Genomic DNA, 14864 nt, shown 5'->3' on the forward strand with positions numbered 1-14864 from the left:
CTGGGCCAGGAGGTGGAGGAGGGGGAGAAGGAGGGGGTAGAGGGCGTGGAGCCTGCGGTTGAAGCGGCTTGGGGAGGGGACGTGGGTGAAGAGGCCGAGGTCTTTGGCGAGGGCCAGGGCCTTGTTGTGCTTGCCGCCGAACTCTAGGGCGGCAAGGAGGGCGAGGGTGAGGATGGCGGAGGCGGGCGTTTTGGCTTGGGGGTCATCCTTGTAGCCCATGGCTTGCAGGGCGTCGTCTATAATGCAAAAGGCCGCTATGAGACGGGAAAGCATAGCGGCCACTATTTTTTCAGATCCAGGGGATAGGTAGCAACTTGGGTTAACCATAACCACACTAGGTGGGCTCGGGAAAAGCCAAGATGAACATAGGCCCTTAAGGGTCGGAAGGAGGTGGGCATGAAGGTCCTGATCCTCGCCGGAGATGCCGCAGAAGCCCTAGAAACCTTCTATCCCCTCCAAAGGCTTCAAGAAGAGGGGTTCACTGTCCACGTGGCCGCGCCCCGGAAGAAGGTCATTCAAACGGTGGTCCATGACTTTGAACCCCTCATGGAAACCTACACGGAGAAGCTGGGCTACCGCCTGCAGGCAGACCTCAGCTTCACGGAGGTGGACCCCGAGGCCTACCAAGGCCTCTACATTCCGGGCGGGCGCGCTCCGGAGTGGATCCGCACGGAGCCTAAAGCCCTGGAGATCGTCCGCCATTTCTTCCAAGCCAACAAACCCGTGGGCACCCTCTGCCACGGGCCTTTAGTCCTTACCGCCGCTGGGGTGGTGAAGGGGCGGCGCCTGGCGGCCTAGGGCGTGCTCAAACCCGACATAGAAATCGCGGGCGGCACCTTTGTGGACGATGCGCCAGTGGTGGATGGCAACCTGGTCACGGGCCGGGCATGGCCCGACAACCCCGCTGTCCTCAAAGCCTTCATTCGTCTCTTGAAAGAAGGCGTAGCCTAGACCTCAAGGTCAAAACGCGCCCCGGGAAGCCCGGGGCGCACCCCTTTTAACCCTAGAAGCGGTCCATGAGGATCGCCCGCTTGACCTCCTCTATGAGCTGGGTCACGGGGATCTCCCGGGGGCAGGCCTCGGTGCAGTTGTAGGCGGTGCGGCACCGCCACACCCCGCTCCCCGAGCCCAGGGCCTTGAAGCGCTCCCTCTTGCCCCGGTCCCGGGAGTCAAAGAGGAAGCGGTGGGCCTGGACGATGGCGGCAGGGCCGATGTAGGTGCCGTTCACCCAGAAGACGGGGCAGCTCGTGGTGCAGCTCGCACAGAGGATGCACTTGGTGCCCTGGTCAAACCGCTCCCTTTCCTCGGGGGACTGGAGCCTCTCCCGCTGGGGCGGGGGCTCGTCGTTGATGAGGTAGGGCTTCACCGCCCGGTAGGCGGCGAAGAAGGGCTCCATGTCCACGATGAGGTCCTTCTCCACCGGGAGGCCCCGGATGGGCTCCACGGTGATCACGCTCCCCAGGTCCTTCACCAGGGTCTTGCAGGCCAGGCGGTTCTTGCCGTTGATGAGCATGGCGTCCGAGCCGCAGATGCCGTGGCCGCAGCTCCTTCGGAAGGCCAGGGTGCCGTCTTGGTCCCACTTAACCTTGTGGAGGAGGTCCAGGACCCGGTCCCAGGGCTCGGCCTCCACCTGGTAGGTCTCCCAATGGGGCCTCTGGTCCTTCTGGGGGTCAAAGCGGAGGATCTTCAGGGTGACCTGCATGCCTCCCTCCTAGTAGGTGCGGGCCTTGGGCTCAAAGCGGCCCAGGACCACGGGCTTGTAGCGGAAGGCCACCTTGCCGTCTTCCACCTTGTAGGCCAGGGTGTGCTTGAGCCAGTTCTGGTCGTCCCGCTCGGGGTAGTCTTCCCGGGCGTGGGCCCCGCGGGACTCGGTGCGGTTTAGGGCGGAGTGGACCAGGGCCTCGGAGACCTCGAGGAGGTACCCGAGCTCCAGGGCCTCCACGAGCTCGGTGTTGTAGGCGTCCCCCTTGTCGTCAATGGAGATCCGCTTGTAGCGGTCCATGAGCTCCTTGAGGATCTCCACCTGCTTCTTAAGGAGCTCCCCGGTGCGGAAGACGGAGGCGTGGTCCATCATGGACTGCTGCAGCTCGGCCCTAAGGGCCGCCACCTTCTCCTTGCCGGTGGAGTTCTTGATGCGCTCAATGCGCTCCCGGCTTTCGCCAAGGTGCGCCTCGGTGAGCTCGTGGTAGTCGGCGTCCTTGGCGAAGCGGGCGGCGTGGATCCCGGCCCGGCGCCCGAAGACCACGAGGTCCCCCAGGGAGTTCGTCCCCAGGCGGTTCGCCCCGTGGAGGCTCACGCAGGCCGCCTCCCCGGCGGCGTAGAGCCCGGGGACCACGGTGTTCTTCTCGCCCTTGATCACCTGGCCCCAGAGGGTGGTGGGGATCCCCCCCATGGCGTAGTGGGCCGTGGGCATCACCGGCACGGGCTCCTTCAGGGGGTCCACCCCCAGGTAGATGCGGCTGAACTCGGTGATGTCGGGGAGCTTCTTCTCAATGACCTCGGGGGGCAGGTGGGTGAGGTCCAAGAGGACGTGGTCCTTCTTGGGGCCACACCCCCTTCCCTCCCGCACCTCCAGGTACATGGCCCGGGAGACGAGGTCCCTTGGGGCGAGGTCCTTGATGGTGGGGGCGTAGCGCTCCATGAACCGCTCCCCGAGGGCGTTCCGGAGGATCCCCCCCTCGCCCCGGGCCCCCTCGGTGAGGAGGATGCCCAGGGGGTAAAGCCCCGTGGGGTGGAACTGGTAGAACTCCATGTCCTCGAGGGGAAGCCCCTTGCGGTAGAGGATGGCCTGCAGGTCCCCGGTGAGGGTGTAGGCGTTGGAGGTCACCTTGTAGATTCGCCCGAACCCTCCAGAGGCGATGACGATGGCCTTGGCCTGGAAGAGGTGGAGCTCCCCGGTGGCGAGCTCCAGGGCCACGAGGCCCTTGGCCACCCCGTCCTCGAGGATGACGTCGGTGACGTGGAACTCGTTGTAGAAGGTGATGTTGTGTTTAACGCACTGCTGGTAAAGGGTCTGGAGGATCATGTGGCCGGTGCGGTCGGCGGCGTGGGCCGCCCGGTGCACCGGGGCCTTGCCCCAGTCCTTGGTGTGCCCCCCGAAGCGGCGCTGGGCGATCTTGCCGTTCGGGAGCCGGTCAAAGGGGAGGCCCATGTGCTCAAGCTCAATCACCGCCTCAATGACCTCCTTGGCGAAGACCTCGGCGGCGTCCTGGTCCGTGAGGTAGTCCCCCCCCTTGACCGTGTCAAACATGTGCCACTCCCAGTGGTCCTCCTCCACGTTGCCGAGGGCCGCCCCTATGCCCCCTTGGGCCGCCCCGGTGTGGCTTCGCGTGGGGTAGAGCTTGGAGACCACCGCCACGTCCGCACCCTCTCTGGCCGCGTACAGGGCGGTGGCGAGGCCCGCCCCGCCCGCGCCCACCACGATGACCTCGTGCCTGTGCGCCATATCACTTCACCCCGAAGTCGTGGTTCAGAAGGGAAAGGCTTCCCAGGAGGAACAGGAAGGCGATGAGACTGTAAAGGACGGCCTTGGTCCAGAAGCGCTTCATGGGGTCCCGGATCCAGTCGTCCAGGACGTAGCGGAGCCCGTTGGCCCCGTGCAGGAGGCCCAGGGCCAGGATGAGGAGGTCGTAGAGCTTCCAGGTGGTCTGGGAAAGTCTCTTGGCCACGTAGTCGTAGTTGATGGTGTTGAGGTCCGTGAGGATGGCGTTCATCCACATGTGGCCGATGAGCAAGAAGACCAGCACCACCCCGCTGATGCGCATGAAGACCCACCAGTAGAGCTCCAGGTTGGTGCTGGCCTCCAGCTTGGCCTCCTCGTAGCGCCGGGACTTAATCGCCATGGCCGCCTCCCAGAATCCCGCCCCCGATCTTGATCAAAAAGGGCAGGTAGAAGACCACGAAAAGGACCCAGACCCCGTACCAGAGCTGCCGCTGGTAGCGCACCCCCCAGGAGGTGAAGTCCATGAGGATGATGCGCAGGCCATTAAACCCGTGGTAGAGCACCCCGGCGATGAGGAAAAGAAGCCCCACCTGAAACACGGGCTGGTGGTAGAACTTCATGAGGGCATTGGACACCTCCGGCCCCCACATGGCGCTTGAGATGTTGGCCACGTGGAGCATGAGGAAGACCAGGATGCCCAGGCCCGAGATCCGGTGCAGGTAAAACGCCCACTGCCCTTCTCTTCCCCGGTACATGGCACCTCCTTGCCGGGTTTAGCATACACCTTTCCCTTGGGGAAAAGCATCGCCGGGACCACGCTTGGGGCCCCACATACCCCACTCCCGTACCCAAAGCCCAAGGGGAAGAGGGCTTTTCCCCCAAGGCCCCCCGCCCCTCCCTTGGGGGGGAACCCTCGGGCAGGCAGTCGGGGTTTTCCTTGGCCAGGACGAGGTATTGACAGGGGGGGGAGGGGGGGGCATAATGGGGGGCGTGCCGCAGGGGATACCCCGGGGGGCACGGGAAGGAGGTGGTCATGGTGGAACTCTTTGGATTCGGCCCTCACCTGATGGTGGATGGCTACGACGCCAACCCCGAGAGGCTCCGGGACGCCGAGCTGGTGCGCCGCGTCCTGGACGAGCTCCCCGAGGAGATGGAGATGACCAAGGTGCTTCCCCCCTTCGTCTACAGCTACGGCTCCGGGGGCGAGGACGGGGTGACGGGGGTGGTGATCATCGCCGAAAGCCACATCGCCATCCACACCTTCCCCAAGAAGCGCTTCCTCTCCATAGACATCTTCTCCTGCAAGGCCTTTGACATGGCCAAGGCCCTGAAGAAGCTGGCCGAGGTCTTTGAGATCGGCCGCTACGAGACCTACATGATCCAGCGGGGCAAGGAGTTCCCCAAGGACCCCGAGCTGGCCCGAGCCATCGTCTTGGGGGAGCGGGAGTACCTCGAGGCCCGGGCGGGCTGAGCCCCTTCCCTCCGCCCCCGGGCGCGCCCCGGGGGTTTTCATTTTGGGCTCATGCTCCCTGCCTAAGTTTGGTAAGGGAGGCTTCCTATGGTGCATAGACTCCTGGTGCTCGCGTGGCTGGCCCTTGGCGTGGCCCTGGCGCAGGGCTTCCGCGGCCTCTCCCTGGGCACCCCTTACCCGGAGATGGGGGTGCAGCCGGGGGAGAGCGTGAACCTCACCCTCACCCTCAAGAACCACGGCCTGCCTCCCGGGGTGGTGCGCCTCTCCTTGGCCGAGGTGCCCCCGGGCTGGCAGGCGAGCCTCATCGGGGGCGGGCGGCTGGTGCGGGCGGTCTACCTGGCCCCGGACGGGGAGGCCACCCTCACCCTGCGCCTGCAGCCGCCCAAGGAGGTGAAGCCCGGCACCTACCGCTTCCTGGTGCGGGCCGAGGGGCTTGGGCAGACGGCAAGCCTCCCCATCGCCTTGGTGGTGGGGCAGGGGCTTCCCCAAAGGCTTAGCCTCGAGGCCGAGCTCCCCATCCTCAAAGGCCCGCCCACCAGCACCTTCCGCTACCGGGTGACCCTGAAGAACGAGTCCGACCGCGACCTCCTGGTCTCCTTGGAGTACGAGGCCCCCAAGGGCTTCCAGGTCACCTTCACCCCCGCCTTCTCCGGCCAGCAGGTGACGAGCCTGCCCGTCAAGGCCGGGGAGAGCAAGGACCTGGACGTGGAGGTCTCCCTGCCCAAGGACACCAAGGCGGACACCTACGCCGTCACCCTGAGGGCCCTGGCCGGGGAGGCCAAGGCGGAGCTCGGGCTCACCCTCGAGGTCACGGGCCGCCCCGAGGTGCGCCTCAACACCAAGGAGGGGCGGCTTTCCGGCCAGGTGACCGCGGGGCGGGAAAACCCCGTGAAGCTCGTGGTGAAAAACGAAGGGAGCGCCCCCGCCAAGAACCTCTCCTTCAGCGCCTTTGAGCCCTCGGGCTGGGAGGTCAAGTTTGAGCCCGACAAGCTGGAGGCCCTGGAGCCCGGCCAGGAGAAGGAGGTCACCGCCCGCATCAAGCCCTCGGCCAAGGCGGTGACCGGGGACTACATGGTCACCCTCTCCCTCTCCGGGGACGACGGGGTCTCCGCGAGCCTGGACTACCGGGCCACGGTGGTGCGCTCCACCCTGTGGGGGCTCGTGGGGGTGGGGCTCATGGCCGTGGCCCTCCTGGTCCTGGGTTTCGCCGTGAACCGCTTCGGCCGGAGGTAGCATGGCGGTCATCCTGACCCGGGGCCTCACCAAGCGCTACGGGCGCGTGGTGGCGGTGGAGGACCTGAACCTGGAGGTGGAGGAGGGGGAGGTCTTCGGCCTCCTGGGCCCCAACGGCTCGGGCAAGACCACCACCATCCTCATGCTCCTGGGCCTCACCGAGCCCACCTCGGGGGAGGCCCGGGTGCTGGGCCTGGACCCCATGCGGGAACCCCTTAAGGTCAAGGCCCGGGTGGGCTACCTCCCCGATCAGGTGGGGTTTTACGGGGAGCTTTCCGCCTGGGAGAACCTGCGCTACACCACCAGGCTCCTCGGGCTTCCCGACGGGGAGGCCCAGGCCCGCATAGAGGAGGTCCTTAAGCGCATGGGGCTTTGGGAGGTGAAGGACCGGAAGGTGGCCGCCTTCAGCCGGGGGATGCGCCAGCGGTTGGGCCTCGCGGAGGTCCTCCTCAAGAGGCCCAAGGTGGCCATCCTGGACGAGCCCACCCTGGGCCTGGACCCCGAGGCCGCCCGGGAGTTCCTGGAGCTCATCAAGGGCCTCAAGGCGGAGGGCATCACCGTCCTCCTCTCCAGCCACCTCCTCCACCAGGTGCAGGAGATCTGCGACCGGGTGGGCCTCTTCCACCGGGGCCGCCTGGCCCTTTTGGGGACGGTGGAGGACCTGGCCGCCCGGGTGCTGGGGGGCGGGTACGAGGTGTGGGTGGAGGCCGTGCCCGGCCTCGAGGGCCCCTTCCGGGAGGTGCCCGGGGTGAGCCGGGTGGAGGCGGAGGGAGGCCGCTACCGGGTCCTCGCCACCCGGGACGTGCGCCCCGAGCTGGCCAGGATCGCCGTGGAACGGGGCGCCCTCTACAGCCTCTCCCTGAGGCGGCCCAGCCTGGACGAGATCTACGCCCACTACTTCAAGGAGGTGGGGCATGCGGCGTGAAGGCTCCCCCTGGACGGGGCTTTGGGCGGTCTTCTTCAAGGAGATGGCCGACCACCTCTCCGGCCTGAGGATGCGCATCCTCGAGGCCCTCATCCTCCTCTCGGCCCTAAGCGCCGTCTACACCGGCACCCAGACCCTGCGGCAGACCGTGGGGGAGGACCCCTACCTCTACCTCAAGCTCCTCACCACCGCCCAAGACCCCCTGCCCTCCTTCGTGGGCTTCCTCTCCTTCTTTGTGCCCCTGGCGGCCATCGCCTTGGCCTTTGACGCGGTGAACGGGGAGTACGCCCGGGGCACCCTCTCCCGCATCCTCTCCCAGCCCATCTACCGGGACGCCCTCCTCTTCGGCAAGTTCCTGGCGGGCCTCGGCACCTTAAGCGTCCTCCTCCTGGCCCTCCTCCTTTTGGTCCTGGGCCTGGGGCTTTTCACCCTGGGGGTTCCCCCGGGGGGCGAGGAGGTGGCCCGCATCCTCTTCTTCTTCCTGGCCACCTTGGCCTACGCCGGGGTCTGGCTGGCCTTGGGCCTCCTCTTCTCCGTCCTCTTCCGCCAGCCCGCCACCGCCGCCTTGGCCGCTTTGGGGGTGTGGCTCTTCTTCGCCGTCTTCTTCCCCATCCTCACCGACCTCGCGGCCAGCGCCCTCCTCCTCCGGGCCGACCCCTTTGACCCGGAAAGCCAGCTCCGCCAGGCCACCTTGGCCCTCTGGATCTCCCGCCTCTCCCCCAACACCCTCTTCGCCGAGGCCCTCACCGCCATCCTGAACCCGGCGGTGCGCTCCCTAGGCCCCATCCTCATCACCCAGCTAGAGGGGGCCGTCCTCGGCACCCCCTTGCCCCTCTTCCAAAGCCTCCTCCTCGTCTGGCCCCAGCTCACGGGGCTCTTCGCCCTGGCGGTGCTCCTCTTCACCCTGGCCTACGTGGCCTTCCAGCGGCAGGAGGTGCGGGCGTAGTAAGGCCCTGGCCGCCCCTAGGTCCCTATTCCTCGAGCCACTCCGTGGCGTAGGCGCTCGTCTTGGGGATGACGCAGAGGAACTCCACGGGCTCCTCCCCCTCGTTCACGTAGGCGTGGGGGGTGTCGGGAGGGATGTAGACCGCCTGGCCCGCGGAAACCTCCCGCACCTCATCCCCCAAAAGCACCTTCATCCGGCCGGAAAGCACGTACTGCTCGTGCTCAATGGTGGGGTGCTTGTGCTTGGGGATGCGGCCTCCGGGAAGGAGGGTGAACTTCCGGGTGATGAAGTGGGGCGCCCCGTCCTCGGGGCCGATGAGCACCTGGATGAAGGCCTTCTCGCCCCGCTCCACGGGGCGGGCCTCCACGTGGGCCGCCTGCTTGACCACGGGCTTCATGGGGCCCATTGTAGCAAAATGGCCTCCACGTCCTCGTCGGTGACCTCGCCGAAGTCCAGGTAGTAGGCCCCCACGGCGGCGAAGTCCTGGGGGGCCGAAAGGGCCACCACCTCCGCCCGCTCCTTAAGCTTCTCCAGGGCCTCCGGGCTTCCCACGGGCACGGCCACCACCACCCGCCTCGGCCCCTCCTGAAGCGCCACGGAAAGGGCCGCCTCCATGCTCGCCCCCGTGGCCACGCCGTCGTCCACCAGGACCACGTCCCGGCCCTTCAGGGGCACCTTGGGCCGGACCTTGCGGTAGCGCTCCGCCCGCTTGCGGATCACCTCCCGCTGCCGCGCGGCCTCCCGCTCCAGATAGCTTGGGTCGGCGTACTGGAGGGCGTAGGGCCTGAGGACGAGCTCCCCCCTCTCCCCCACCGCCCCCAAGGCGAACTCCGGGTTGCCCGGCGCCCCCACCTTGCGCACCAAGACCACGTCCAGCTCCCCGCCGAGGCGCCTGGCCACCTCGTCGGCCACCACCACTCCTCCCCGGGGAAGCCCCAGGACCACGGGGTGCTCCAGGCCCAAAGGGGCCAAGGCCTCCGCCAAGAGGGCCCCCGCGTGCCTGCGGTCGCGAAAGCGCATAGGACCATGCTACACCGCCCTGCGGTCTTGCACTCGGTATAAGGCTTTGGTAGGGTGAGGGGCAAGGAGGGACAGAAATGCAGGTCAGCGACAAACCCTGGCTCGCCCATTACGACCCCGGCGTCCCGGCGGAGGTGGAGGTGCCCCCCATCCCCCTTTGGCGCTTCCTGGAGGAAAGCGCCCGCCGCTTCCCCCAAAACGTCGCCCTGGAGTTTCTGGGGAAGACCCTAAGCTACCAGGAGCTGTGGAACCTCGCCCGCCGCTTCGCCCAGGGGCTTAAGGAGCTGGGGGTGCGGCCCGGGGACCGGGTGGCCCTCATGCTCCCCAACACGCCCCAGTTCGTCGTCGCCTTCTACGGCACCCTCCTCGCCGGGGGCGTGGGGGTGAACGTGAACCCCCTCTACACCCCGAGGGAACTCCGCCACCAGCTTCTGGACGCGGGGGCCGAGACCCTGGTGATCCTGGACCACCTCCTCCCCCGCTTCCTGGAGGTGGAAAAGGAGGTCCCGGTGAAGCGGGTGGTGGTCACGGGGATCAAGGACTTCCTCCCCTTCCCCAAAAACCTCCTCTACCCCCTGAAGGCCAAGCGGGAGGGCCTCCCCCTGGGCTTCCCCAGGAAGGAGGGCTTCCACGCCTTCGCCGAGCTCCTGAAGCGCCCCCCCGCCGAGCCCCACGTCCCCGACCCCGAGGACCTCGCCCTCCTCCAGTACACCGGGGGCACCACGGGGATCTCCAAGGGGGCGATGCTCACCCACAAAAACCTCGTGGCCAACGTCCTCCAGATTGACGCCTGGGACCCCACCTCCCGGGAGCTTCTGGGCAAGGGGGTGATGCTCGGGGCCCTGCCCTTCTTCCACGTCTACGGGATGACCGTGGCCATGAACTACGGCCTCTTCTCCGGGTACAAGATCGTCCTCCTCCCGAGGCCCGAGATCGGCCCCATCGTGGAGGCCATTGAAAAACACCGGGTCACCCACTTCCCCGGCGTCCCCACCCTCTACGTGGCCTTTAACAACTTCCCCGGCATAGAGGGGCGGAACGTCAAGAGCATCCGCATCTGCCTCTCGGGAGCGGCCCCCCTGCCCGTGGAGGTGGCCAAGCGGTTTGAGGAGATCACCGGGGCGAGGCTCATTGAGGGCTACGGCCTCTCCGAGGCGAGCCCCGTGACCCACTCCAACCCGGTGCTGGGGGAGGTGCGCAAGGGCTCCATCGGCATGCCCCTGCCCGGCGTGGAGGCCAAGGTGGTGGACGAGGAGGGCCAGGAACTCCCCCCGGGCGAGGTGGGCGAACTCGCCGTCAAAGGTCCTAACATCATGAAAGGCTACTGGAACCGCCCAGAAGAAACCCAAAAGACCCTCAAAGACGGCTGGCTCTTCACCGGCGACCTCGCCAAAATGGACCAAGACGGCTACTTCTACATCGTGGACCGCAAAAAGGACATGATCATCGCCGGAGGCTACAACATCTACCCCCGCGAGGTGGAAGAAGTCCTCTACCAGCACCCCGCCGTCCAGGAAGCCGCCGTGGTGGGCGTCCCAGACCCCTACCGCGGGGAGACCGTGGCCGCCTTCCTCGTCCTCAAGCCCGAGTACCGGGGCAAGGTCACGGAAAAGGACATAGAGGCCTTCTGCCGCCAAAACCTCGCCGCCTACAAGGTTCCCCGCATCATCCAATTCCGCGAAAGCCTTCCCAAGTCCAGCGTGGGGAAGATCCTGAGGCGGGAGCTCCGGGAGGAGTTCGCCAAGGGGGGGGGTAACGGCTAAGGGGTGGCCCGAAGTAAGGCTTAGGAAGCTTCCTTTGGGGCCCCCACTGCGGCTTTCGCCGCAGTGGGGTGCTTTAGGCCCGGGTCCGGGCCACCGCCTCCCGGAAGGCCTCCACCGCCCGGTCCACCTCGGCCTCGGTGGTGAAGCGCCCCAGGGAGAAGCGCAAGGAGGCCTTGGCCTCCTTGGGGGAGCGGCCGATGGCGAGGAGGACGTGGGAGGGCTCGAGGCTCCCCGCGGAGCAGGCCGACCCCGAGGAGACCGCCACCCCCAGGAGGTCCATGGCCAAAAGGAGGGCCTCCCCGTCGGCCCCCTTCACCGTGACGTTCACCAGCTTGGGAAGCCGCCGCTCGGGGTGGCCGTTCAGCTCCACCCCCTCCACGGCGAGGAGGCCGGCCTCGAGGCGGCGCCGCAGGGCGAGGAGCCTTTCCCTCTCCTCGGGAAGAAGCCTCAAGGCCTTCTCCAGGGCCACCGCCAGGCCGTGGGCCAGGACCGGGCTCTGGGTCCCCCCCCGCCTGCCCCCCTCCTGCTTGCCGGGAACCAAAGGGAAAAGCTCCACCCCCTGGCGCACCAGGAGGGCCCCGATGCCCTTGGGCCCGTAGAACTTGTGGGCGCTCAAGGAGACGAGGTCCGCCCCCACCTCCCCCAGGGAAAAGGGCACCTGGCCGATGGCCTGGACGGCGTCCGTGTGGAAGAGGGCCCCGTGGGCGTGGGCCACCTCCGCGATCTCCCGGATGGGGTAAAGGGTGCCGAGCTCATTGTTGGCGGCCATGACGCTCACCAAGAAGGTGTCCTCCCGCAGGGCCTCCTTCACCTGCTCCGGGTAGACGAGGCCGTGGCGGTCGGGCTTGAGGCGGGTCACGGCGAAGCCGAGCCTTTCCAAAAGCCCAAGGGCCCCCAAGAGGGCGGAGTGCTCCACGGCGGTGCTCACCACGTGGCCCCGGCCCCGGGCCAAGGCCACCCCCAAAAGGGCCAAGGCGTCGGCCTCGGAGCCCGAGGCGGTGAAGACCACCTCCCTAGGCCTCGCCCCGAGGAGGGCGGCCACCTTCTCCCGGGCCCCTTCCAGGACCTTCCGCGCCTCCTGGCCGAAGCGGTGAACGCTGGAGGGGTTTCCGAAGACCCCCTCCACCTCCCGCATGGCCTCCGGCACCTCGGGGTCCAGGGGCGTGGTGGCGGCGTAGTCCAGGTAAACCCTCAACTGGCCTCCAGCTGGACGAGGCGCCTGGCCTCCAAAAGCCTCCGCTCCTCAATGAGGTCCTTCAGGGTGGTGCCCCCAAGGACCTGGCGCATGGCCAGGTCCACCCGCTTCCAGAGGAGCTCCGTGGAGCACTGCCCCACCTTGGCGCAGGACTCGGGGTCCTCAATGCAGGAAACCGGGGCCAGGCTCCCCTCCAGGGCCTCCACCACCTCTAAGGCGGTCACCCGCTCGGGGGGGCGGGCCAGGCGGTAGCCCCCCTTGGCCCCCCGCACGGAGCGGATGAACCCGGCGCGGCGGAGCTGGGCGGCGATCTGCTCCAGGTAGTGCTGGCTGATGCCCTGGGCCTCGGCCACCTCCTTTAGGGGAACGGCCTCGGGGGCCCGGAGGCCGATCTCCACCAGGGCGCGAAGCCCGTACTGGGCCTTGGTGGACACCCACATGGCCCCATTATACCCCTATTTCTCACCCGAAAATCCCGTTTTTAGGAGGGCGAGGCCGAAGAGGAGGGCCTGGAAGAGGACCACGCTGGCCCCGCTGGGCCAGTCCAGGAGGAGGGAGAGGAAAAGCCCGCCCAAGGTGGAGAAGAGGGCCAGGAGGAGGGAAAGGAGGGTCATCTGGGCGAAGGTGCGGGCGAGGAGCCGGGCCGTGGCCCCCGGGATCACCAGGAAGGCCGCCACCAGGAGAACCCCCACCACCTTCACCGAAAGCACGAGGCTCACCGCCAAGAAGCCCGAAAGGAGGTAGTCGTGGAAGACCACGGGCACCCGGTCGGCGAGGGCCAGCTCCCGGTCCAAAGTGGCGTAGGCCAAGGGCCCCCAAAGGGGGAGGAGGGCCAGGCCCAAAAGGACCATGGCGCCCACCGCCAAAAGGTCGGAGGGCCCCACGGCCAGGAGGGAGCCGAAGAGGTAGCCCATGGCGTCCCCCACGTACCCTCTGGCCTTGGCGAGGAAGACCGCCCCTAAGGCCACGGAGAGGGCGAAGAAGACCCCGATGGCCGTGTCCTCGGAAAGCCCGCTCCGCTCCTTGACCCAGGTGATGGCCAAGGCCACGAAGAAGGTGAAGGGCAGGGCGAACCAAAAGGGCTCTTCCCTCAGGAAAAGCCCCAGGGCCACCCCGGCGAAGGCGGCGTGGGCCAGGCCGTCTCCCAGGAAGGAGAGGCGCCTTTGCACCACGAAGGGGGAGGCGAGGCCCGAAAGCAGGGCCACCAAAAGCCCCGCCAGGAGGGCCCGCTGGAAGAAGGGGTAGCCCAGGGCCTCAAGCACGGCCGCCCTCCACGAAAAGGCCGTGGGCGTGCCCCACGTGGCCGAAGGCCTGGCGCAGGCACTCCTCGGAAAGGGCCCGCTCGGGGGGGCCGAAGCCCACCACCCTTCGGTTCAGAACCAGGACGTGGGTGGCGTGGTGGGCCGCCTCCCAGTCGTGGGTGATCATGAGGACCGTGGCCCCGGAAGCCTTCTGGTAGGCCTCGAGGTAGCGGTAGAGGTCCTCCTCCCCCACCCGGTCCACCCCGGTGGCGGGCTCGTCCAGGAGGAGGATCCGGGGCCTGCGGATCAGGGCCCGGGCCAGGTAGACCCGCTGGAGCTGGCCCCCGGAAAGCCGTCCCAAAGGCCGATAGGCGAGCTCCGAAGCCCCCACCTGGGCCAGGGCCGCAAGGGCCGCCTCCTTCTCCTTAGGGCTCAGGCGGAAGGGCCAGCGCCGCCTGAGCCCCGTGACCACCAGCTCCAAGGCCAAGGCGGGAAAGGAGCGGTCAAAGGTCTTGATCTGGGGCACGTAGCCGAACCAAAAGGGATCGGCCTTCCCCGCGGGAAGGCCATAGACCAGGACCTCCCCCTGGTATGGCACCAGGCCCAGCACCGCCTTCAAGAGGGTGCTTTTCCCCGCCCCGTTGGGCCCCACGATGGCCACGAAGGCCCCTTCGGGGACGGAAAACTGAACCTCCTCCAGGGCCCGGAACTCCCCGAAGCGCACGGAAAGGCGGCGGACCTCCAGGGCCGTCATGACAAAAATGATGACGCATTCTCACTAAACCGTCAAGGCCCGGAGGGCCTTCCCCTCCCAAGCGCCCAAGGTGGGGTGGCCTCAAAAGCTATGCTCCGGGCCCGGGAAAAGCCCTTCCCGCACCTCCTTTACGTACTGGCCCAGGGCCTCCACGATGAGCCTTTCCCCCTCCAGGTACCGCTTTGCGAAGCGGGGCTTGAACGCGCCGTAGAGCCCCACCACGTCGTGGAAGACCAGGACCTGGGCGTCCGTGTGGGGCCCGGCCCCGATGCCCACGGTGTGCACGGAAAGCCTCTCCGTGACCTCCTTGGCCAGGGAAGCGGGCACCATCTCCAAGACGACGCCGTAGGCCCCGGCCGCCTCGAGGGCCAAGGCCCCCTTGAGGATGCGCTCCGCCTCCTCGGGGCGCTTGCCCTGGAGCCGGTAGCCCCCGAGCTGGCTCGCCGTCTGGGGGGTGAGGCCCACGTGCCCGAGGACCGGCACCCCCGCCCGCACCAGGCCCTGGACGACCTCCGCCACCTCCTCGCCCCCCTCAAGCTTCACGGCGTCCGCCCCACCTTCCTTCAGGAGGCGCTCCGCCGCGAAAAGGGCCCGGTCCAGGGTGGCGTAGGTGAGGTAAGGGAGGTCGGCCACCAGGAAGGTGTTCGGGGCGCCCCGCCGGGCCGCCTTGGTGTGGTGGAGCATCTCCTCCAGGGTCACGGGCACCGTGGAGGGGTAGCCCAGGACCACCATCCCCAGGGAGTCCCCCACCAAAACGGCGTCCACCCCGGCGGCCTCGGCCATGCGGGCCGTGGGGTAGTCGTAGGCGGTGAGGTAGACAAGCCTCTTGCCCTTGGCCTCCCGGAAGTCCTTGACCGTCTTCCCCACGGGAAAA

General features: G+C 67.7%; 18 protein-coding genes and 1 pseudogene. 7 read left to right on the forward strand and 12 right to left on the reverse strand.

The features are described 5' to 3' along the window. Positions 1 to 273: pseudogene (locus tag BLP62_RS09410) on the reverse strand (IS982 family transposase); the annotation flags it as partial. Between the two features lie 123 nt (positions 274 to 396). Here BLP62_RS09410 and BLP62_RS09415 point away from each other — a divergent pair. Further along, positions 397 to 798 (forward strand): DJ-1/PfpI family protein, encoded by a 402-nt coding sequence (locus BLP62_RS09415; protein ID WP_241374197.1) that lies wholly within the window; start codon positions 397 to 399, stop codon positions 796 to 798. 3 nt (positions 799 to 801) lie between these two features. After that, positions 802 to 951, forward strand: a complete 150-nt coding sequence (locus tag BLP62_RS14120) for a type 1 glutamine amidotransferase family protein (protein ID WP_241374198.1) — start codon at positions 802 to 804, stop codon at positions 949 to 951. A 52-nt stretch (positions 952 to 1003) separates the two neighbouring features. Here BLP62_RS14120 and BLP62_RS09420 read toward each other — a convergent pair whose 3' ends face one another. The 4 genes from BLP62_RS09420 to sdhC are packed head-to-tail and all read right to left on the reverse strand — an operon-like array spanning position 1004 to position 4197. Further along, positions 1004 to 1702, reverse strand: coding sequence for a succinate dehydrogenase iron-sulfur subunit (locus tag BLP62_RS09420; RefSeq protein WP_093008040.1), 699 nt, complete (start codon positions 1700 to 1702; stop codon positions 1004 to 1006). Between the two features lie 9 nt (positions 1703 to 1711). Continuing rightward, positions 1712 to 3445, reverse strand: coding sequence for a succinate dehydrogenase flavoprotein subunit (sdhA, locus tag BLP62_RS09425; protein WP_093008042.1), 1734 nt, complete (start codon positions 3443 to 3445; stop codon positions 1712 to 1714). Between the two features lies 1 nt (position 3446). Continuing rightward, positions 3447 to 3842, reverse strand: a complete 396-nt coding sequence (locus tag BLP62_RS09430; RefSeq protein ID WP_093008044.1) for a succinate dehydrogenase hydrophobic membrane anchor subunit — start codon at positions 3840 to 3842, stop codon at positions 3447 to 3449. Beyond that, entirely contained in the window at positions 3832 to 4197 is a 366-nt protein-coding gene (sdhC, locus tag BLP62_RS09435) for a succinate dehydrogenase, cytochrome b556 subunit (RefSeq protein ID WP_093008046.1), read from the reverse strand. Before sdhC ends, BLP62_RS09430 begins: the two co-directional genes overlap by 11 nt. A gap of 278 nt (positions 4198 to 4475) precedes the next feature. Here sdhC and speD point away from each other — a divergent pair, with 278 nt between their 5' ends. The 4 genes from speD (at position 4476) to BLP62_RS09455 (ending at position 8017) form a co-directional block, all read left to right on the forward strand. Then, entirely contained in the window at positions 4476 to 4913 is a 438-nt protein-coding gene (gene speD, locus BLP62_RS09440) for an adenosylmethionine decarboxylase (RefSeq protein ID WP_176758185.1), read from the forward strand. A gap of 87 nt (positions 4914 to 5000) precedes the next feature. Then, entirely contained in the window at positions 5001 to 6146 is a 1146-nt protein-coding gene (locus BLP62_RS09445) for an NEW3 domain-containing protein (protein WP_093008050.1), read from the forward strand. Between the two features lies 1 nt (position 6147). Then, complete coding sequence (locus tag BLP62_RS09450) at positions 6148 to 7071, forward strand: ABC transporter ATP-binding protein (RefSeq protein WP_093008052.1); 924 nt, start codon at positions 6148 to 6150, stop codon at positions 7069 to 7071. Beyond that, positions 7061 to 8017, forward strand: coding sequence for an ABC transporter permease (locus BLP62_RS09455; RefSeq protein WP_093008054.1), 957 nt, complete (start codon positions 7061 to 7063; stop codon positions 8015 to 8017). Before BLP62_RS09450 ends, BLP62_RS09455 begins: the two co-directional genes overlap by 11 nt. Positions 8018 to 8042: 25 nt before the next feature. Here the strand turns inward: BLP62_RS09455 and BLP62_RS09460 are convergent, their stop codons facing one another. Both BLP62_RS09460 and BLP62_RS09465 read right to left on the reverse strand, forming a co-directional pair. Further along, the gene (locus BLP62_RS09460; RefSeq protein ID WP_093008056.1) at positions 8043 to 8423 is read right to left on the reverse strand and encodes a cupin domain-containing protein; all 381 of its coding nucleotides are present in this window, start codon (positions 8421 to 8423) and stop codon (positions 8043 to 8045) included. Then, entirely contained in the window at positions 8411 to 9037 is a 627-nt protein-coding gene (locus BLP62_RS09465) for a phosphoribosyltransferase (RefSeq protein WP_093008058.1), read from the reverse strand. The genes BLP62_RS09460 and BLP62_RS09465 overlap by 13 nt, the downstream gene beginning before the upstream one ends. A gap of 77 nt (positions 9038 to 9114) precedes the next feature. On the opposite strand from BLP62_RS09465, the gene BLP62_RS09470 reads away from it, so the two are divergent. Further along, on the forward strand, positions 9115 to 10800 hold the full coding sequence (locus BLP62_RS09470; RefSeq protein WP_093008060.1) for a long-chain-fatty-acid--CoA ligase: 1686 nt from the start codon (positions 9115 to 9117) through the stop codon (positions 10798 to 10800). 73 nt (positions 10801 to 10873) lie between these two features. On the opposite strand, the gene BLP62_RS09475 is transcribed toward BLP62_RS09470, so the two are convergent. The 5 genes from BLP62_RS09475 to panB form a co-directional block, all read right to left on the reverse strand. Further along, the gene (locus tag BLP62_RS09475) at positions 10874 to 11995 is read right to left on the reverse strand and encodes a cysteine desulfurase family protein (protein ID WP_093008061.1); all 1122 of its coding nucleotides are present in this window, start codon (positions 11993 to 11995) and stop codon (positions 10874 to 10876) included. Continuing rightward, positions 11992 to 12435: an RrF2 family transcriptional regulator gene (locus tag BLP62_RS09480; RefSeq protein WP_093008063.1), complete on the reverse strand. Its 444-nt coding sequence runs from the start codon at positions 12433 to 12435 to the stop codon at positions 11992 to 11994. The genes BLP62_RS09475 and BLP62_RS09480 overlap by 4 nt, the downstream gene beginning before the upstream one ends. Before the next feature lie 15 nt (positions 12436 to 12450). Next, positions 12451 to 13257: a metal ABC transporter permease gene (locus BLP62_RS09485; RefSeq protein ID WP_093008065.1), complete on the reverse strand. Its 807-nt coding sequence runs from the start codon at positions 13255 to 13257 to the stop codon at positions 12451 to 12453. Then, complete coding sequence (locus BLP62_RS09490) at positions 13250 to 13990, reverse strand: metal ABC transporter ATP-binding protein (protein ID WP_093008067.1); 741 nt, start codon at positions 13988 to 13990, stop codon at positions 13250 to 13252. The genes BLP62_RS09485 and BLP62_RS09490 overlap by 8 nt, the downstream gene beginning before the upstream one ends. 81 nt (positions 13991 to 14071) lie before the next feature. Beyond that, positions 14072 to 14857 (reverse strand): 3-methyl-2-oxobutanoate hydroxymethyltransferase, encoded by a 786-nt coding sequence (gene panB / locus BLP62_RS09495; protein ID WP_093008069.1) that lies wholly within the window; start codon positions 14855 to 14857, stop codon positions 14072 to 14074. Positions 14858 to 14864: the final 7 nt, after the last annotated feature.

Origin of the sequence: Thermus arciformis, assembly GCF_900102145.1 — a bacterium.
Classification (GTDB): domain Bacteria; phylum Deinococcota; class Deinococci; order Deinococcales; family Thermaceae; genus Thermus; species Thermus arciformis.